The organism is Methylobacterium sp. 13MFTsu3.1M2 (assembly GCF_900112625.1).
Classification (GTDB): Bacteria; Pseudomonadota; Alphaproteobacteria; order Rhizobiales; family Beijerinckiaceae; genus Methylobacterium.
Genome location: NZ_FOMM01000015.1, coordinates 23015 through 41445, shown reverse-complemented (window position 1 = coordinate 41445; position 18431 = coordinate 23015). Strand labels below are relative to the sequence as shown.

Here is an 18431-nt window from a genome sequence, read left to right as displayed (position 1 = left end):
GAGTACCGCCTTGGCGGGACACGACCATTCGCACGGCGGCCACGGGGGGCATTCCCACGGCGGCCACGCCCAGGGCGGTCATGCCCATGGCGGCCTCGGCGGCCACGCGCACGCGCCGAAGGATTTCGGCACGGCCTTCGCCATCGGCATCGTGCTCAACACCGCCTTCGTGGTGATCGAGGCGGCCTACGGCTACCTCAGCAACTCCATGTCGCTGGTGGCCGATGCCGGCCACAACCTCTCGGACGTGCTGGGCCTCGCGGCGGCCTGGATCGCCGCGATCCTGGTGCGCCGCCGCGCCAGCGCGCGCTTCACCTACGGCTACCGCGGCTCCTCGATCCTGGCCGCCCTGTTCAACGCCGTGTTCCTGCTCATCGCCATGGGGGCGGTGATCTGGGAGGCGCTGGTCCGGCTGGTCCACCCGGAGCCCGTCGCGGGCACGACCGTGATGGTGGTGGCGGCGGTGGGAATCCTGGTCAACGGCCTGACCGCGTGGCTCTTCGCCAGCGGCGCCAAGGGCGACATCAACGTCCGCGGGGCGTTCCTCCACATGGTGGCCGACGCCGCCGTCTCGGCCGGGGTCGTGGTGGCGGGCCTCGTGATCCAGCTCACCGGCCTCGCCTGGCTCGACCCTGCGGTCAGCCTCGTCATCGCCGCCCTGGTGGTCTGGGCGACCTGGGGCCTGCTGCGCGACAGCGTGGCCATGTCCCTCGACGCCGTGCCGCCGGAGATCTCCCCGGACGCGGTGACCGGCTTCCTCCTCGAGCGGCCGGGCGTCGCCGGCCTCCACGACCTGCATATCTGGCCCATGAGCACCATCAGCGTCGCCCTGACGGTCCATCTCGTGATGCAGGAGGGGCATCAGGCCCACCGTCAGCCCGGCAACGGCTTCCTCGCCGAGACCGCCGAGGGCCTGCGCGACCGGTTCGGCATCGGCCACGCCACCCTCCAGGTTGAGGAGGCCGGCGGCCCGGCCTGCCGCCTCGCGCAGGATTGCGCGGCGTGAGCGGCGCCCAGCCCCGCGCCTTCGTGGTCGGCCACCCGATCGCCCACTCGCGCTCGCCGCTGATCCACGGCCACTGGCTCGCCGTGCACGGGATCCCGGGCTCCTACGAGCGGCTCGACGTGGCCCCGGAGGCCTTTCCGGACTTCATCCGCGCCCTGCCCGCGTCCGGCTACCGGGGCGGCAACGTCACCATCCCCCACAAGGAGGCGGCCTTCGCGCTGGTGGACACGCTCACGCCGCGGGCGAAAACCATCGGCGCGGTCAACACCCTGGTGGTCGGGCCGGACGGGCGGATCCGCGGCGACAACACCGACGCGCCGGGCTTCTGCGCCCATCTCGACCACAGCCTGGGCGCGGCCTGGCCGGACCGGGCGGGCGGCACCGCCCTGGTGCTCGGCGCCGGCGGCGCGGCGCGGGCGATCGTGGTCGGGCTCGCCGAGCGCGGCCTGCGGCGCGTCTGGGTCGCCAACCGCACCGCGGCCCGGGCCGAGGCGGTGGCGGCCCTCGCCCCGGGCGTCGGCGCGGCGCTCGCCTGGGACGACCTGCCGGCGGCGCTTCCCGGAACAGGCCTCCTCGTCAACACCACGTCCCTGGGCATGAAGGGCCAGCCGCCGCTGGCCGTCGACCTGTCGCCCCTGCCGGCGGACGCGGCCGTGGCCGACATCGTCTACGCGCCCCTGGAGACCGAGCTCCTGGCGGCGGCGCGGCGGCGGGGGCTCGCCGCCGTGGACGGGCTCGGCATGCTGCTGCACCAGGCGGTGCCGGGCTTCGCGGCGTGGTTCGGCCCGCGCCCCGCCGTCACCCCGAAGCTGCGCGACCGGATCGTGGCGGACCTCGCCGGATGACCCCGAAGGCCGGATCCGGACCCGTCATCCTCGGGCTCACCGGCTCGATCGGCATGGGCAAGTCGGCCACGGCCCGGATGTTCGCGGAGCGCGGCGTCCCGGTCCACGACGCCGACGCCGCCGTCCACGCCCTCTACGGGCCGGGCGGCGCGGCCGCCGCGGCGATCGGCGCGGCCTTTCCCGGCGTGCTCGGCGACGACGGCGGCGTCGACCGGTCGCGTCTGCGCGCCGCGGTGCTCGACGCGCCCGACCGGATGGCGGCGCTGGAGGCCATCGTCCATCCCCTGGTCCGGGCGGCCAGCACGGACTTCCTGGCGCGGCACGCGGCGGCGCCGCTGGTCGTCCTCGACGTCCCGCTCCTCTACGAGACCGGCGGCGAGGGCCGCTGCGACGCGGTCGCGGTGGTGAGCGCCCCGCCCGAGATCCAGCGCGACCGGGTGCTCGCGCGTCCCGGCATGACCGAGGCGGCCTTCGCGGCGATCCTGGCCAAGCAGATGCCCGACGCCGAGAAGCGCGCCCGGGCAGATTTCGTCATCGACACGGGCCGGGGTTTCGCCGCCGCCGAGGCCGCGGTCGCGCGGATCGTCGCGCGACTGACGGCGCACCGTGCGCCGCCGCACCGCGGCGACGGATGAAACGCCCGGAGGATTGAATATCTGCGGTTGTGTTCCGGGGGGAATACGGACGGCAGGATGGACGTGATGGCGCGGCGCTGGGGCGGGATTGATCGCATTCGGTCGGGCGGCATCCGGGCCGCAACCCTTCTCGCGCTGCTGGCGGCCGGGCCCGCGCAGGCCCAGTACGCCGCCAGCTGCCCGCCGCCGAAGAAGGTCGCGGCCGGCGCCTGCGTCACCGCCTGCCCGGGCGGCTACGAGGACCGGGGACCCGTCTGCGTCTACCGCAACACGTCCCGGTGAGGGGCACGGGAGCTTAACCCCTCCGCCGTATCCCGCTAGGGTCCGCCCCCACCCCCCGCGAGTCGCGAGACCCATGCTGCGCGAGATCGTCCTCGACACCGAGACCACCGGCACGGAGGCGAAGGGAGGCGACCGGCTGATCGAGATCGGCGCGGTGGAGCTCCTCAACCACATCCCCACCGGCCGGACCTTCCACCGCTACTGCAACCCGCAGCGGCCGGTCTCCGAGGGCGCCTTCAACGTCCACGGCCTGTCCGACGCGTTCCTCGCCGACAAGCCGCTCTTCGCCGAGATCGTCGGCGAGTTGCTGGCCTTCCTGGCCGACGGGCGGCTCGTGATCCACAACGCGCCCTTCGACGTCGGCTTCCTCAACATGGAATACGCCCGGCTCGGCGCGAACGCCCCGCCGCCGATCCAGCTGGAGGACGTCGTCGACACCCTGCCGATGGCCCGGCGCAAGCACCCGGGCGCGGCCAACAACCTCGACGCCCTCTGCAGCCGCTACGGCATCGACAACACCCGGCGCACCAAGCACGGGGCACTCCTCGACGCGCAGATCCTGGCCGAGGTCTACGTCGAGCTGCTCGGCGGCAAGCAGACCAGCCTCGGCCTCCTGGAGGCCGCAACGGCCGCCCCAGTGGCCGGCTCGGCGGCCCTGGCGTCGGCGGCTCCGGCGGCGCCCCGCCCCTACCGGTCTCGCCTCACGGATGCAGAGCGCGCCCGGCACGATAGCTTCCGCGCGAGCCTCGGTCCTGCCGCGATCTGGGCCGAGTATATCGGGGCGGACGATCCGGCCTGATCGCTGGTCCGTCCCGCTCTCCGATCCGCACGCCTGCCGCGCGCCGCCGGCTGTTGCCGCATCGCACAGGGGCGTTTATTGCAATGCACAAAACGCCGTCGACGGAGCCTCTCGCGGGGTGACGGAGGCTGGCCCGCGCGGTGCCGGTGCGCTCCCTCGGGGGAGGCACGGGCGCGCCGGATCCGGCCGTGACGGAGATGCTGAGGCAGTGAGGCGCGCACGCATGACCGAGGATTTCGGCAGTCGCGACGGACAGCGCGACGACAAGACCGGCCCGTCACCCTTCGCCGACATGATCGAGGCCACCCGCCTGACCGGCCTCGGCCGGCTCGAGGAGGCGACCGCCCTCATCCAGCGCAGCCTCGGGGGGCAGAAGGCTCCGCCCGCCGATCCGCCGGCCGCGCCGCAGCCTCCCGCGCGCCGCGACGCGCCTTCCGCCGAGACGCGCAGTCCCGCGGCGGAGTCCGGGACGCGGATGCGCGAGGTGGTGGGGCAGGTCGTGCGCGGGCTCGCGCCGGTGCTGAAGGGCCTGGGCAACCCGCTCCGGTCGCCGGCCCCGCCGCCCGCCGACCGGGCGGGCGGGACCGGGGGCCGCTTCGTGTCCCTGACCCATGCCGAGCCCGCCGGCACCCGCGAGTACAAGCTGTTCATCCCGAGCCACCCGGACCGGGCGGCGCCGCTGATCGTGATGCTGCACGGCTGCACGCAGAACCCGGACGATTTCGCCGCCGGCACCGGCATGAACACCCTCGCCGAGCGCGCCGGCGTGTTCGTGGCCTACCCGGCCCAGAGCCGCCAGGCCCACGCCCAGCGCTGCTGGAACTGGTACGAGCCCCGGGACCAGGGCCGCGGCGCGGGCGAGCCGGCGATCATCGCGGGCCTCACCCGCGCGATCATGGCGGAGCACCCGATCGACCCGGCCCGGGTCTACATCGCCGGCCTGTCGGCCGGCGGCGCCGCCGCCCTCAACATCGCCCGCGCCTACCCGGATCTCTACGCCGCCGTCGGCGTGCATTCGGGCCTCGCGGCCGGCTGCGCCCGGGACCTCGGCTCGGCGCTGATGGCCATGCAGGTCGGCGCCCCGGGCCTCGGCGCCCCGACCGCCTTCGGCACCCCGGCGCCCGCCACCCGCGTCCCGACGATCATCTTCCACGGCGAGGACGACGGCACGGTGAGCGTGCGCAACGCCGACCAGGTGCTGGCCCAGGCCAAGGTCGCCGGGCTGACGCCGCGGTCGGAGACCTTCGAGGGCCGCGGCCACCCCTTCACCCGCACCCGCTACCGGGACGAGGCGGGCCGGGTCGTGGTCGAGGATTGGCGGGTGCGCGGCGCCGGCCACGCCTGGTCCGGGGGCCGCCCCGACGGCAGCTACACGGATCCCGAGGGGCCCGACGCGTCCCGGGCGATGCTCGACTTCTTCGCCGAGCACCGGCTGGGCCCGGCCGGGCGCCCGTAGGGGGTTTCCGGAGGGCCGCGCGCTCTGGCGGGTTGTCAGGACGCGGCCCTGCTATATCGCAGGGCGCTGCCCTGCTCCCACAAAAGGTCCCGGACCTTTTGCATCCAGGACCTCCCCAGGACCTCCCATGAGCACCACCCCCGCGCCGATCCCGACCCTCCAGGGCCTCGCCGAGGTCGCCGACCGGTACGACCTGATCCTCTGCGACGTCTGGGGCGTGCTGCACGACGGCCAGACGGCCCACACGGCCGCCGGCGAGGCGCTGATCCGCTTCCGCGGCCTCCCGGGCGCGCGGCCGCGCCGGGTCGTCCTCGTCTCGAACGCGCCCCGGCCCGGCGACGGCGTCGGCCGCATCCTCGACCGGTTCGGCGTGCCGCGGGAAGCCTACGACGCGATCCTGACCTCGGGCGACCTCACCCACGACCTGATCGCCGCGCGCCCCGGTGCGCGGATCCGGCATCTCGGGCCGGAGCGCGACCTCGGCATCTTCCAGGGGCTCGACCTCAGCCTCGTCCCGGAGCCGGAGGCCGACCTCGTCGTCTGCACCGGCCTGTTCGACGACCGCAGCGAGACCCCCGACGATTACCGGCCGGAGCTGGAGCGCCTCGCCGCCCGCGGGCTGACGATGATCTGCGCCAATCCCGACCTCGTCGTGGAGAGCGGCAACCGCCTGATCCCCTGCGCGGGCCTGCTCGCGGCGGCCTACGCGGAGATCGGCGGCCCCGTGGTCTACGCCGGCAAGCCCCACCGCCCGGTCTACGAGGCGGCGCTCGCCAAGGGGGCGGCGCTCACCGGGGCGGCGCTCGCCGGGGCCCCGGTGGACCCGGCGCGGGTCCTGGCGATCGGCGACGCGATCCGCACCGACATCGCCGGCGCCCGCGGCGTCGGCATCGCCAGCCTGCTAGTGGCCCGCGGCATCCACGCGGAGGAACTCGGCGTCACGGCCGCGCATCACCGCCTGGGCGACGTGGCGGAATGGCTCGGCCGGCAGGCGGTGCATCCGGACGCGGTGATCGAGCGGCTGGTCTGGTAGCGGCCGGTCCTGCGAGGCGGGCCCTTCGAGGTGGGTCCTGCGCGTATTGCCGCCAGTCTAACCCCCTGAAATCCCCGACAAGCTTGACACCGCGTGGGAAATTGCGTGGATTCGCGCGTGTGAATCGGTTCCGCGCGCAGCAATCAGCCCCGACATCCGCTTCGCGTGTCGGGCGATTCGACCGGGAGACCTGTCCGGCCCCGATGCTCGCGACGATCGGAACCGGCGAGACGGCGGGTCTTGCGTGACCCTCGTCTCCGGACTGCCCGATTTCCTGCTCTATCTCGGCACCGCGACCGGGCTGATCGGCCTCTACCTGCTGATCTACACCCTCGCCACCGCGCACAACGAGCTCGCGCTGATCCGCCGGGACGTGACGGCCGCCGCCGTCGCGCTGGGCGGGAGCCTGGTCGGCTTCACCCTGCCGCTGGCGGTGGCGATCTACAACGCGCGGTCGCTGCTCGACTGCCTGATCTGGGGGCTGATCGCCCTGGTGATCCAGATCGCGATCTACTGGCTCGTGCGCCTCGCGGTGCCGGACCTGTCGCGGCGCATCGAGGAGGACCGCGCCGCCGCCGCGATCCTCCTCGGCGCGGCCTCGCTGGCGGGCGGCGTCGTGAATGCCGCCTCGATGACCTATTGAGGGGCCGGTGACGGAGACCGCGCCACGTCCCGACGCAGCCTCCGGCGACGCCGCCGGCGGGCCCGGGGCCGGCTTCGCCGCCACCCGCCGCTCCAAGCGCTCGGCCGCCGTGTCGCTGGTCCTGGTCGCGGGCGCCGGCGCGGCCGCCCTGACGCTCGGCGGCCTCGACCCGTCCCAGCGCGAGGAGGAGGCGCTCGTCTACGGGACGCTCGGCGCCTGCATCGCCCAGCAGCTGCGCGGCGCCGAGGCCTGCATCGCCGCCTACAAGACCGCGCAGGAGACCTACGCGGCGACGGCGCCGCGCTACGAGACCGAGGCCGATTGCCAGCGCCACCACGGGACCGGCGGCTGCACCCCGGGCGCGCAGGTCACGGAGGCCGCACGCGGCCGCTACCTGCCGGTGATGGCCGCCTTCATGATGGGGCGCACGGACGCGCAGGACCTGCCGGTCCAGCCGCTCTACCCGCACGCGCCCGAGGAGGAGCGCGACGAGGCCGGGGCCGCGACGGCCGGGCACGGCGGCGGCTACTGCACCGGTGCGGGCGGGCGGGTCGCCTACGCGGGCGGCGCCTCGCGGGTCCACGTCCCCGCCTCGGTCGCCCGCACCGCGAGCGCGACTCCGCGCACGATCAGCCGCGGCGGCTTCGGCGGCACCGGGCGGGCGACGGCGTTCTCCGGAGGCTCGGGCGGCCGCGCCGGCGGGTTCGGAGGCGGGTTCGGGGGCGGCTGATGCGCCGCGTGCCGGTCCCGGAGCGGCCCGACTGGCGCCAGCACGCCGCGCGGGCTGGCTTCACCTTCCACACGTTCGACGGCGCCCCCTACTGGGACGAGAGCGCCTACTACGCCTTCAGCCTCGCGGAGATCGAGGACGCCATCGAGGCGCCGAGCGCCGCGCTGCACGACCTCTGCCTCGCCTTCGTGGACCGGGCGGTCCGGGACGCGGCGATCCTCGCCTCGCTGCGGATCCCCGAGCACGCCTGGGACGCGATCCGGGCGAGCTGGGCGCGGCGCGATCCCAGCCTCTACGGGCGCTTCGACTTCAGTTACGGGGGCGACGGGCCGGCCAAGCTCCTCGAGTACAACGCCGACACGCCCACCGCCCTCTACGAGAGCGCGGTCTTCCAGTGGCTCTGGCTGGAGGACGGGCTGGCGCGGGGGCGCCTCCCCGCCGGCGCCGACCAGTTCAACACCCTGCACGAGGCGCTGGTGGCGCGCCTCGCCGCCGTAGCGCCGCCGGAGGGCGTCGCCTTCGCGGGTTTCCCCGACGCGCCGGAGGATCGCGGCACGCTGGCCTATCTCCAGGACTGCGCGCTCCAGGCCGGCCGCCCCGCCCCCTTCCTGCCGGTCGAGGCGATCGGGCTCGACGCGGACGGGCGCTTCGTGGACGCGGCCGGCGCCCCGATCGGCTGCCTGTTCAAGCTCTACCCGTGGGAGTGGATGTTCGCCGACCCGTTCGGCCGCGCGGTCGGCACGGCCGCGACCCGGTTCCTGGAGCCGCCCTGGAAGGCGGTGCTCTCCAACAAGGGGCTGCTGGCCCATCTCTGGGCGATGGCGCCGGGCCATCCCAACCTGCTGCCGACCTATTTCGAGGAGGACCCGGCCAAGGCCGCGCTGGGCCGGAGCTTCGTGAAGAAGCCCCTCTACGGGCGCGAGGGCGCCAACGTGCTGATCGTGCGCGACGGCGCCGTCGCGGCGCGCGACGAGGGGCCCTACGGCGGCGAGGGCTACGTGCGGCAAGCCCTGGCGGAGCTGCCCGACTTCGCGGGCCGCCGCGCGCTGGTCGGCAGCTGGATGGTCGGCGACCGGCCCGCCGGCCTGTGCCTGCGCGAGTCGGACGGCCTCATCACGACCGACCGGGCCCGGTTCGTGCCGCACCTCATCGACCCGTGACCCAGTCCCGCGCCGCCGCGGCTCACCGGCCCAGCGCCGCGAGCTCCCGCCGCATGTTCGACCGCGCCGGCCCCTCCAGCTCCGCCCGGGCCCGGACGGTGACGAACAGCGGCCGGCCGGATGCGAGGGCCCCCCGCAGGAAGGCCGCGCGCCCCTGCCGGTAGGCGGCCGCGCCCACGACCGGGACGAATTCCCGCGCCACGCCGGCGGCGTAGCCATCGTAGGCGGCGGGCGCCGCCCCCAGGATCGCCATGTCCAGGTCGAGGAAGAGCGCGACGTCCGCGGCGAGCGCGGCCGGGAGACCGTCCGGGACGGCGTGCCGCTCGGTCGCCAGGATCATCGTCTCGGCCGCCGCCAGCGTGGGCGCCGGGACCGCGCCCTCCGGCAGCGCCCGCAGGAGCGCGGCGCTGCGGCGCTCGTTGTCCGCGGCGCCCGGCCGGTAGACGGCGTCGTGGAACCAGATCGCCAGTTCCACCGCGTCGGGATCCCGGACCGTCCCGCGGCGGGCGCGGAACGCCTCCAGCAGCGCGTCGATATGCGCCTGGCCGTGATAGACCCGGTGCGGCTCGGCCAGCCGGGCGCGCAGGTCAGCCAGGATGCGGGGATGGCCGTCGAGCATCGGCCGATGCTCTACCCGATCCGCCGCCGCGGGACGAGGCGGATCGCGCCGCAGGCCCGGGAAGACGCTCCGGGCACCCGCGATGGACTTCCCGGCCTCGCGCTCCGACGCCCCGCGAGATCATCGTCCCCGTGACGATGATCGGGGATGTGATCGTCGAACGCCCCGATAGACGCGCCGCTGTCGATCCCGAGAGATCTATTGGGCGCGATCGACCCGATCCCGCGTCTGGTCTTCGCGCGGAACGCCGGCTACAGGGGCAGAACCATCCGGAGGATCCCCAGCGCCCATGAGAGCGACGAGCCTGAGAACGACGACTTGGTTGATGCTGACGGCGCTGCTCGCCGCCGCCCCGGCCCACGCGCAGGCCCCCGCGCAGGCCCCTGCCCCGGCACCGGCGGGGCCGGCGACCAAGCCCGAGAGCGATCCGGCTCAGGAGACGATCCGCAAGCTCAACGCCTATGTCGGGCTCCTCAACCGGACCCTGCGGGCGCAGGAATCGCTCGGCCGCTATCAGAGCTGGGTCAACATGAAGACCGGTCCGACCGGCCGCGAGCGGATCATCTACGGCCTCTACGGGCTCTACGACGTGCGCGGCGAGATCGCGAAGGCGGAGGCCGCGACGGCGCAGCCGCCCGCGATGCCGGACCTCGACGGCGCCGTGAAGACCTACATCGCCGCCTATCAGGCGCTCGCCCCGACGGTCACCGAGGCGGAGGGCTACTACGAGCGGCAGGATTACCGCGCGGACAAGATGGAGCAGGGCAAGGCGCTCCACGCCAAGCTCGCCGTCGCGGGGCCGGCCTTCCTGGCGGCGCGCGCCAAGGTCGACGCCGCGCTGCGGGTCGAGAAGGAGAGGAGCGACGCGCTGGAACTCGCCGCCATCGAGGCGCGGGAGGGCCGCAAGGCGCGCTGGCACGTCGCGAACGTGATGACCGCCTGCCGCAAGGTCATGGACCTGCTGCCCACCGACGCCAAGCCGGTCGTCGACATGGCGGCCTTCGACGCCGCGCTCGGGCGCTACGCCGTCGCCGTGAAGGACATGGACGGGTACAGCGCCGCCAACCCGAACTCCTTCCACGTGTTCGAGAGCCGGCCGCGCGCGCTCCTGGGCAAGCTGCGCGAGTTCGACGACAAGCTCGGCAAGGCCAGGGGCGACGCCCGGCGCGGCGCCGGGCGCGACGTGACCTGGATCGTGAACGACTACAACATGATGGTGTCGACCGCGCAGACGGCCACGACCTTCTCGCGCTGACCGGGGGCGTCCGGAGGTGTCCGGGCCCCCGTCAGCGGGCGCTCCGGCCCGGTTCCGTCAGCCGCAGCGAGGTCGCGGCCGCGGTGACGGCCGCCTGCCAGCGCGCCTGCTCGGCCGCGGGGTAGCGGACGCGCAGGGTGACGAAGGCGCCGCCGCGGCCGCCCGCCAGCAGGGTCTTCCGATACAGGATCCCGGCCGCCGTCGTGCAGGAGAGCACGATCCAGCCGGGCTTGCGCGCCGCGTATTCCGGCGGCTGCCGCAGGCAGGTCTTCCGGTCCGCGGCCACGACGGCGTCGAGATCCTGGTCGAGCACGTCGTTCAGGCCCGACACCGTCAGGTGCAGGTGGCCGTCGGCCGAGCGGAAGGCCTGCCCGTCGCCGTTGTCCGGCGGCGGCTCCGCGACGAGGTCGGCGGGCACGTCGACGGAGAAGCCGAAACGGGCGTTGACCACGTGGCGCAGCGCCGGCGTGTCCGGCAGCGCCCGGCTCCAGTCGCGCCGGACCTGCGCGATCCGCGCGGTGTAGGCCCGCGTCAGGCAGGCCGTGTCCGGGCAGGCATCGCGGACCCGCGCGCGCCAGCGCGCGTGGTCCTCGCCGAAGGTGTCGATCGCCTGGCCGGTCTCGCCGTCGACCCCGCGCGTCTCGCCCACGATCCGGTCGAACAGGCGCCTGAGTTCCTCGTCCAGCCGCGTCAGGGCGGGGTCGGCACAGATCAGCGTCTCGACCCTGTCCCGGATCCCGGCGCAATCCGGCGCCGCCCGGGCGCCGACGGTGCCGAGCGCACAGACTGCGCCGACGAGGCCTGTTCGGAGGATCGATCGGGGGAACGATCGCGGGCTCAGGCGCGCCGGACGGGCTTGGCTACGCACGGATATCCCTCCTGTGGCGGTCTGGACGCGATCGGCCGTCGGGCCTCCCGGATCCGGGCAGGATGGCGCGCCGCCGCTCATCGGCCCGTCGTGGTCTTGAGCATCAGGATGTCGATGTCGCGCCGGGGCACGTAATCCGTCACGACGCTCTCGAAGGTCGTCGGGCCGGTCTTGCGGAGCCCGGTGGCGCAGAACGACACGAGCGTCGTCGGATCGCCCTTGTCCACGGTCAGCTTGAACGTGCCGATCGGCCCGGCCCAGTTGCCGCCGGAGGTGATCACGTAGGACAGGTACTGCTCGAAGGCCTGCACCCCCCGCCCGCCCGCCGCCGCGATCCTGCGGGCGAGCCCCTGGGCCGCCTTCAGGAAGGCCGCGTCCGTGCAGTATTTCCGCGCGTACTCGGCCTTCTCGTCGGCGCCCTCGGTCGGGGTCCCGAACGACAGGCTGGAGAGGCCGCCGACGCCCGGAACGTAGCTCTGCCGGACGACGACGTCGCGGCCCGCCGGGAAGACCTGCCGGCGCCAGAACTTCGACCGCAGGGTCCAGACCGGGAACAGGCTCGTCGTGCCCTTGCCCATGTCCTGGGGCTCCAGGAGGCCGTCCGCCACGAGGCCGCGGCGCTGATCGGCGCCCAGGGCGGCCAGCGCGGCCTCGGTCGCCTCGGCCGTCGGGACGAGGGGGATGCCGAGGCTCCGCAGCCGCCCGGTCACCTCGACCTCCGGCTTGCCGGCCGGCGTGACGAAGGCGCGCTGCTCGACCTGCGAGTCGACCGGCCGGCCGTCGACCTCGGTGGTGAAGCGGAGGAAGTTGTCGTGCTTCGGGTCGGCGATGCTCAGCATCGCGTCGGGACCCCCGGAGATGTCGGGCATCGGGAACGCGATCGTCGTCTCGACGTCCCGGTCGGTCAGGTTGCGAAAGCGGTAGACGATCCGCACCGCCTTCTCGGACAGGAAGAGGTCCTCGGAGACGAGGGCGATCCGGTCCGTCTTCTCCAGGACGAGACCGCCGGTCGCGAGGGTCGCGACGCTGTCGTCGGCCCGGGCCGGACGCGGCAGGGCCGACGACAGAGCCGCCGACAGGATCACCGACAGGATCACCGGCAGGAGCAGGGTCAGGCGCGGGATGCGGGGCGTGGATGGGATTCGCACGGCTGTCGGGCTCGCGGGTTGGATCCGTCGGTGCGGGGCGGGGTGAGAACCGGCGCGTCGCCGGTCAGCGATCGGCGGGCGGGTCTCGGACGATCCGGTCACGCCTCCGGCTCAGTCGCGGAGCGGGCTCGGCAACCGTCGGTCCCGGTGGGAGACGGGCCTCGATCCGCCGCCCCAGGGCGGTGAGCGCTTCGGCGAAGGCGTCATCGGTCGCGGCACACCATCCTCCCCGCGGCGCGCCCGCACGCGCACCGCCGAATCTCGGGCGGACCGAATGGAAGCTTTCGGGCAGAGTTGAGGCCGACCGAGAGGGCCATGTCAGGTCGAGGCGTCAGGTCGAGGCGTCAGGTCGAGGCTGTGAGAAGACACCGCCGTCGGCGGCCGCGCGCGATTGCGCCGCCGCGACCGTTCGGTCTATCGGCTGCCCGGGATGGCCGGCGGCCCCGGGCGCCGGCTCGATCCGCGACGATCTGCGAGGAGCGCCCCGTGCCAGCCGAAGACGCCCCGATCGGCCGCTTCCCGATCCCCCGCCTGGAGACGCTGCCGGACGACATCCGCGCGCGGATCGAGGCGGTGCAGGAGAAGTCCGGCTTCATCCCGAACGTGTTCCTGGTGCTCGCCCACCGTCCGGACGAGTTCCGGGCGTTCTTCGCCTACCACGACGCGCTCATGGACAGGCCGGGCAACCTGACCAAGGCCGAGCGCGAGATGATCGTGGTGGCGACCTCGGCCATCAACCAGTGCCAGTACTGCGTGATCGCCCACGGGGCGATCCTCCGGATCCGCGCCAAGGACCCGCTGATCGCCGACCAGGTGGCGATCAACTACCGCAAGGCCGACATCACCGACCGGCAGAAGGCGATGCTCGACTTCGCCATGCTGGTCAGCCAGTCCGCCCACCAGGTCGGGGAGGCCGCGTTCGCGGCGCTCAGGGCCCACGGCTTCGACGACGCGGATGCCTGGGACATCGCCGCCATCGCGGCCTTCTTCGGCCTGTCGAACCGGCTGGCGAACGTCAGCAACATGCGGCCCAACCCGGAATTCTACGCGCTGGGTCGCGGCTGACGGCGCGGCGTCCCTCGCCGCCGGTTACCGGACCGCCGGAGCGGGTTCCGGGCGTCCACCACGCCTTCGGAAGGCTCGGCGCCCCCGCGGGACCGCCGGAGCCCCGCCGTGCGACCTGGCGTCGCGCGCGGGGAGCGGATGAAACGGCTCCGGCCCTCTGAGCCCGGCGGCGACCGCGCGCGGGCACGGGGGGCGGACGGGGCGCGCCGTCCTTACCAGTGCTTTAAGCCTATAGGAGCCGCCCGGTCCGGCTGTTAACAGGCGTTAAATTTTGTGGCCGACCCGGTGAGGGGGCGAATCCCGGCTTGAACCTTCGAAGCGGCGCGGCCCAGCGTCTCGACCTGACCGCGTGCGATCGCGAGCCCATCCACATCGTCGGCAGCGTCCAGCCGCACGGGTTCCTGCTCGGCCTCGAGGCCCGGTCCCTCACCATCGTCCAGGCGAGCGCCAACGCCCCCGCGGCGGCCTCCGTCGGCACCGTCCTCGACGCGGCCCTGCCCGACCTCGCGGCCGTCGTCCGCCACCACCTGGAGGCGGCGGAGCCCCAGGACGGCGCCCTCTATCTCCGGACGGTGACGCTGGAGACCGCCGGCGGGCGCCAGGCCTACGAGGTCGCGGCCCACCGGGTCGACGAACTCGTCGTGCTGGAGCTGGAGGAGATCGACGCGGCCGCGGCCGAGATCGGCGTCGACGTGCTCACCCCGCGCCTGCGGGCCTTCGTCGAGCGCCTGCAGACCGCCCGCACCGTCGAGGACCTCTGCCAGTTCGTCGCCGAGGACATCCGCCAGATCACCGGCCTCGACCGGGCCCTGGTCTACCGGTTCGACCGCGACTGGCACGGCACGGTGCTGGCGGAGGCCGGCAACGGCGTCCTGCCCTCCTACCTCGACCTGCGCTTCCCCGCCTCCGACATCCCCGCCCAGGCGCGCGAGCTCTACCGCCGGAACCGGCTGCGCATCATCCCGGATGCCGGCTACGTCCCCGTGCCGATCCGGCCGGCCACCACGCCCTCCGGCCGGCCGCTGGACCTCAGCCAGTCGGTGCTGCGCTCGGTCTCGCCGGTGCATGTCGAGTACATGCGCAACATGGGCACGATGGCGTCCATGTCGGTGTCGATCCTCGTCGACGGCGCCCTCTGGGGCCTGATCTCCTGCCACAACCGCGCGCCCAGGCGCGTGCCCCTCCAGGCGCGCAACGCCTGCGACGTGCTCACCCAGATCTTCGCCCTGCAGCTCTCGGCCCGCGAGCGCGGCGCCCAGTCCGAGAAGCGGCTGGCGCTGGGCGCCGTGCAGGCGCGCCTCCTCGCCTTCATGGCCGAGGAGGACAGCTTCGTCGACGGCCTGCTCAACCACCCCGACGACGTCCTGGCCCTGGTGGACGCGACCGGCGCCGCGGTGGTCACGGCGGACCGCTGCCGGCTGCTCGGGGCGACGCCGACCGAGCGCGAGGTCCGCGCCCTCTATCGGTGGCTGTCCGAGCGCGAGGATGCCGAGGAGGTCTTCGTCTCCGAGGCCCTGTCGGAGGCGTTCCCGGCCGCCGCCGCCTTCGCCGACCGGGCGAGCGGCCTCCTGGCGATCTCGGTCTCGAAGAAGTACGCGAGCTACATCCTCTGGTTCAGGCCCGAGGTCGTGCGGACGGTGAAGTGGGGCGGCAACCCCGTGAAGGCCGTCCGGCCCGACCCGGAGGGCGGCCCGGACCGGCTGCACCCGCGCAAGTCGTTCGAGATCTGGAAGGAGACCGTGCAGGGCCGCTCCCTGCCCTGGTCCGACCCGGAGGTGGAGGCCGCCAAGGACCTGCGCGCCTCGGTGCTCGGCATCGTGCTCCGCCGGGCCGAGGAGCTCGCCGCCATGAGCGAGGAGCTGCAGCGCTCGAACAAGGAGCTGGAGGCGTTCTCGTACTCGGTCAGCCACGACCTGCGCGCGCCGTTCCGCCACATCGTCGGCTACGCGAACCTGCTCAAGACCCGCGAGGGCGCCCAGCTCTCCGACAAGGGCCGGCACTACGTGGAGACGATCATCGAGGCGGCCTTCTCGGCCGGCACCCTGGTCGACAGCCTCCTGAGCTTCTCGCAGATGGGCCGGCACGCCCTCAACAAGGTCTGGGGCGACATGAACGCCCTGGTCGAGGAGGTCCGCCGGAAGGTCCTGCGCGACGTCACCCCCGACCGGACCCTCCGCTGGGAGATCGCGCCCCTGGGCCGCGCCTACGCCGACCCGGTGATGCTGCGGCTCGTCATCGAGAACCTGCTGTCGAACGCCGTGAAGTACACCCGCGGCACCCCGGAGGCGGTGATCGCGATGGGCAGCCTCCCGCCCCGGGAGGGCGAGGCGGTCTACTACGTGCGCGACAACGGCGCCGGGTTCGACATGGCCTACGTCGACAAGCTGTTCGGCGTGTTCCAGCGGCTGCACCGGGTCGAGGAGTTCGAGGGCACGGGCATCGGCCTCGCCAATGTCCGGCGCATCGTCGAGCGCCACGGCGGCCGGACCTGGGCCGAGGGCAAGCTCGGCGCGGGCGCCACCTTCTACTTCACCCTGCCCATCCGGGAGGAGGCCCACTGATGGCGGGACTGAAGCCCATCCTCCTGGTCGAGGACAACCCGAACGACATCGAGCTGACGCTGGCGGCGCTCGAATCGAGTCAGCTCGCCAACGAGATCGTCATCTGCCGCGACGGCGCCGAGGCCCTCGACTTCATCTACCGGCGGGGCGCGCACGAGAAGCGGCAGGCCCAGGACCCCGCGGTGGTCCTGCTCGACCTGAAGCTACCGAAGGTCGACGGCCTGGAGGTGCTCGCCAAGATCAAGGGCGACCCGGTCACCCGCCAGGTGCCGGTGGTGATGCTGACCTCGTCCCGCGAGGAGACCGACCTCGTGCGCTCCTACGATCTCGGGGTGAACGCCTTCGTGGTGAAGCCGGTCGCCTTCGAGGAGTTCTTCGCGGCGATCAAGGAGATCGGCGTGTTCTGGGCCCTCCTCAACGAGCCGCCGCCGTACCGGGGAGGCTGGCCATCGAACGCGTGATCGGACCTTCCGCGGGGCCGCTGCGGGTCCTCCACCTGGAGGACAGCGACCTCGACGCCGAGCTGATCGAGGCCGAGCTGGAGACCCTCGGGCACCCGGTCGCGATCGAGCGGGTGATGACCCGCGACGCCTTCGCCCGCGCGGCGGTCGCCGGCCGGCACGACCTGATCCTGGCCGACTACGTCCTGCCGACCTTCGACGGCGTGAGCGCCCTCGGCATCGCCCGGGCGCAGTGCCCCGACACGCCCTTCATCTTCTGCTCGGGCACGCTCGGCGAGGACGTCGCGGTCGAGGCCCTGAAGAACGGCGCCACCGACTACGTCGTCAAGCAGCGCCTCGACCGCATGCCGCGCACGATCGTCCGGGCGCTCGCCGAGGCGCGGGCCCGCGCCGACAAGCGCGAGGCCGAGGCCGCCCTGCAGGCGCTCAACGAGACGCTGGAGGTGCGCATCGCCGAGCGGACCCGCGAACTCGCCGCGGCGAACGAGGCCCTCCAGGCCCAGATCGTCGAGCGGGAGCGGGCGGAGGACGCCCTGCGGCTCGCCCAGCGCCTGGACGCGGTCGGCCAGCTCACGAGCGGCGTCGCGCACGACTTCAACAACCTGCTGACGGTGATCGCCGGCAACATCGAGTTCCTCGAGAGGGTCGTGTCCGACACCCGCTCGAAGCGCCGCCTCGCCATGATGCGCGGGGCCGCCGAGCGCGGCGCCCGGCTCACCGCGCAGCTCCTCGCCTTCTCCCGGCGCCAGCGCCTGGAGCCGACGCCGGTCAGCCTCAACCAGACGGTCGCGTCGATGCGCGACCTGCTGCAGAGCTCGATCGGCGGCGCGGTCCGCATCGAGACGACCCTCCAGCCCGACCTGTGGCCCGCCCTGGTCGACGCCACCCAGATCGAGCTGGTGATCCTGAACCTCGCCATCAACGCCCGCGACGCGATGGCGGTGGGCGGCCGGCTCGCCATCGAGACCGCCAATGTCAGCGTCACCGGGGCGCCGACCCGGCCCGAGCAGCCGGCGCCCGGTGCCTACGTCATGGTGGCGGTGAGCGACACCGGCACCGGAATGACGCCGGACGTGCTGGCCCGGGTGTTCGAGCCGTTCTTCACCACCAAGGAGGTCGGCAAGGGGTCGGGTCTCGGGCTCGCCCAGGTCTACGGCTTCGTCAAGCAGTCCGGCGGCGGCATCCGGATCGACACGGTCGCGGGCGAGGGCACCTCGATCAAGGTCTACCTGCCCCGGGCCGCCGAGCCCGAGAGCGCCATGCCCCGCCTGCCGGCCGCGGCCGAGGCCGCGCGGACGCACCCGCCCGGGAGTGGCCCCCGGCTCCTCGTGGTCGACGACGACGCCGAGGTGCGCGAGGTGACGACGACCCGCCTGATCGAGGCCGGCTACGCGGTGCGCGAGGCGGCCTCGGGCCTCCAGGCCCTGGCCGCCCTGGAGGCGGATCCGGGCGTCGACCTCGTCGTGATGGACTTCGCCATGCCGGGCATGAACGGGGCCGAGACGGCCCTGGAGGTGCGGAAGCGCTGGCCGGCGCTGCCGGTCCTGTTCGTCACCGGCTTCGCCGACACCACCGCCCTGACCGAGGCCGGCGCCGTCGGCGCCGACGCGATCGTGCTGAAGCCGTTCCGCGTCGGGGAACTCGAGGGCAAGGTCGCCGCCGCCCTGGCGGCGCGCCCGCCGGCGCAGCTCCGGCTGATCTCGGGCCGCGACAGGAGCGCCTGAGGGGGACGTCGCGCGGGCGTCCCGCTGGCGTCCCGCTGGCGTCTCTGGGGCTCTCCCGGGCGTTCTCCACACGGCGTGCGGGCCCCGCACGGCGTCCCGGGCGGCGCGTGCGCGCCGACGCGGTTGCGCGAACCCGCCCGC

At 73.9% G+C, this 18431-nt stretch carries 18 protein-coding genes; 15 read left to right on the top strand and 3 right to left on the bottom strand.

Features of this window, described 5'->3' with window-relative positions; translation table 11 throughout:
• Positions 1-10: 10 nt before the first annotated feature.
• The 10 genes from BM314_RS15965 (at position 11) to BM314_RS15920 (ending at position 8589) form a co-directional block, all read left to right on the top strand.
• Positions 11-1006 (top strand): cation diffusion facilitator family transporter, encoded by a 996-nt coding sequence (locus BM314_RS15965; protein WP_091978944.1) that lies wholly within the window; start codon positions 11-13, stop codon positions 1004-1006.
• The gene (locus BM314_RS15960) at positions 1003-1851 is read left to right on the top strand and encodes a shikimate dehydrogenase (RefSeq protein WP_091979061.1); all 849 of its coding nucleotides are present in this window, start codon (positions 1003-1005) and stop codon (positions 1849-1851) included. The genes BM314_RS15965 and BM314_RS15960 overlap by 4 nt, the downstream gene beginning before the upstream one ends.
• Positions 1848-2486, top strand: coding sequence for a dephospho-CoA kinase (gene coaE, locus BM314_RS15955; protein ID WP_091978942.1), 639 nt, complete (start codon positions 1848-1850; stop codon positions 2484-2486). The genes BM314_RS15960 and coaE overlap by 4 nt, the downstream gene beginning before the upstream one ends.
• Positions 2487-2543: 57 nt before the next feature.
• The gene (locus BM314_RS15950; protein ID WP_244539956.1) at positions 2544-2768 is read left to right on the top strand and encodes a hypothetical protein; all 225 of its coding nucleotides are present in this window, start codon (positions 2544-2546) and stop codon (positions 2766-2768) included.
• Positions 2769-2841: 73 nt separating this feature from the next.
• Positions 2842-3567, top strand: coding sequence for a DNA polymerase III subunit epsilon (gene dnaQ, locus BM314_RS15945; RefSeq protein ID WP_056533619.1), 726 nt, complete (start codon positions 2842-2844; stop codon positions 3565-3567).
• A gap of 223 nt (positions 3568-3790) precedes the next feature.
• A complete protein-coding gene (locus BM314_RS15940; RefSeq protein ID WP_056533617.1) occupies positions 3791-5023 on the top strand; it encodes an extracellular catalytic domain type 1 short-chain-length polyhydroxyalkanoate depolymerase in 1233 nt (410 codons plus the stop codon).
• A gap of 127 nt (positions 5024-5150) precedes the next feature.
• The gene (locus BM314_RS15935) at positions 5151-6056 is read left to right on the top strand and encodes a TIGR01459 family HAD-type hydrolase (RefSeq protein ID WP_091978940.1); all 906 of its coding nucleotides are present in this window, start codon (positions 5151-5153) and stop codon (positions 6054-6056) included.
• 244 nt (positions 6057-6300) lie between these two features.
• A complete protein-coding gene (locus BM314_RS15930; RefSeq protein ID WP_020094066.1) occupies positions 6301-6699 on the top strand; it encodes a DUF350 domain-containing protein in 399 nt (132 codons plus the stop codon).
• A gap of 7 nt (positions 6700-6706) precedes the next feature.
• Positions 6707-7429 carry a DUF1190 domain-containing protein gene (locus BM314_RS15925; protein WP_091978939.1) on the top strand — a complete coding sequence of 241 codons (723 nt, stop codon included), beginning with the start codon at positions 6707-6709 and terminating at the stop codon, positions 7427-7429.
• Positions 7429-8589, top strand: a complete 1161-nt coding sequence (locus tag BM314_RS15920) for a glutathionylspermidine synthase family protein (protein ID WP_091978937.1) — start codon at positions 7429-7431, stop codon at positions 8587-8589. Before BM314_RS15925 ends, BM314_RS15920 begins: the two co-directional genes overlap by 1 nt.
• 22 nt (positions 8590-8611) lie before the next feature.
• Here the strand turns inward: BM314_RS15920 and BM314_RS15915 are convergent, their stop codons facing one another.
• The gene (locus BM314_RS15915) at positions 8612-9208 is read right to left on the bottom strand and encodes an HD domain-containing protein (protein WP_091978935.1); all 597 of its coding nucleotides are present in this window, start codon (positions 9206-9208) and stop codon (positions 8612-8614) included.
• A 289-nt stretch (positions 9209-9497) separates the two neighbouring features.
• On the opposite strand from BM314_RS15915, the gene BM314_RS15910 reads away from it, so the two are divergent.
• Complete coding sequence (locus tag BM314_RS15910; RefSeq protein WP_091978933.1) at positions 9498-10463, top strand: YiiG family protein; 966 nt, start codon at positions 9498-9500, stop codon at positions 10461-10463.
• Between the two features lie 31 nt (positions 10464-10494).
• Here BM314_RS15910 and BM314_RS15905 read toward each other — a convergent pair whose 3' ends face one another.
• On the bottom strand, positions 10495-11331 hold the full coding sequence (locus BM314_RS15905) for a lysozyme inhibitor LprI family protein (RefSeq protein WP_091978931.1): 837 nt from the start codon (positions 11329-11331) through the stop codon (positions 10495-10497).
• Between the two features lie 77 nt (positions 11332-11408).
• Positions 11409-12479 (bottom strand): DUF4424 domain-containing protein, encoded by a 1071-nt coding sequence (locus BM314_RS15900; RefSeq protein WP_091978929.1) that lies wholly within the window; start codon positions 12477-12479, stop codon positions 11409-11411.
• Between the two features lie 486 nt (positions 12480-12965).
• Here BM314_RS15900 and BM314_RS15895 point away from each other — a divergent pair, with 486 nt between their 5' ends.
• The 4 genes from BM314_RS15895 (at position 12966) to BM314_RS15880 (ending at position 18290) form a co-directional block, all read left to right on the top strand.
• Positions 12966-13544, top strand: coding sequence for a peroxidase-related enzyme (locus tag BM314_RS15895; protein WP_020094072.1), 579 nt, complete (start codon positions 12966-12968; stop codon positions 13542-13544).
• Between the two features lie 305 nt (positions 13545-13849).
• Positions 13850-16105 (top strand): ATP-binding protein, encoded by a 2256-nt coding sequence (locus BM314_RS15890; protein WP_091978927.1) that lies wholly within the window; start codon positions 13850-13852, stop codon positions 16103-16105.
• The gene (locus BM314_RS15885) at positions 16105-16566 is read left to right on the top strand and encodes a response regulator (RefSeq protein WP_020094074.1); all 462 of its coding nucleotides are present in this window, start codon (positions 16105-16107) and stop codon (positions 16564-16566) included. Before BM314_RS15890 ends, BM314_RS15885 begins: the two co-directional genes overlap by 1 nt.
• Positions 16563-18290, top strand: a complete 1728-nt coding sequence (locus BM314_RS15880) for a hybrid sensor histidine kinase/response regulator (protein WP_091978925.1) — start codon at positions 16563-16565, stop codon at positions 18288-18290. The genes BM314_RS15885 and BM314_RS15880 overlap by 4 nt, the downstream gene beginning before the upstream one ends.
• The last annotated feature ends 141 nt before the right edge of the window (positions 18291-18431 follow it).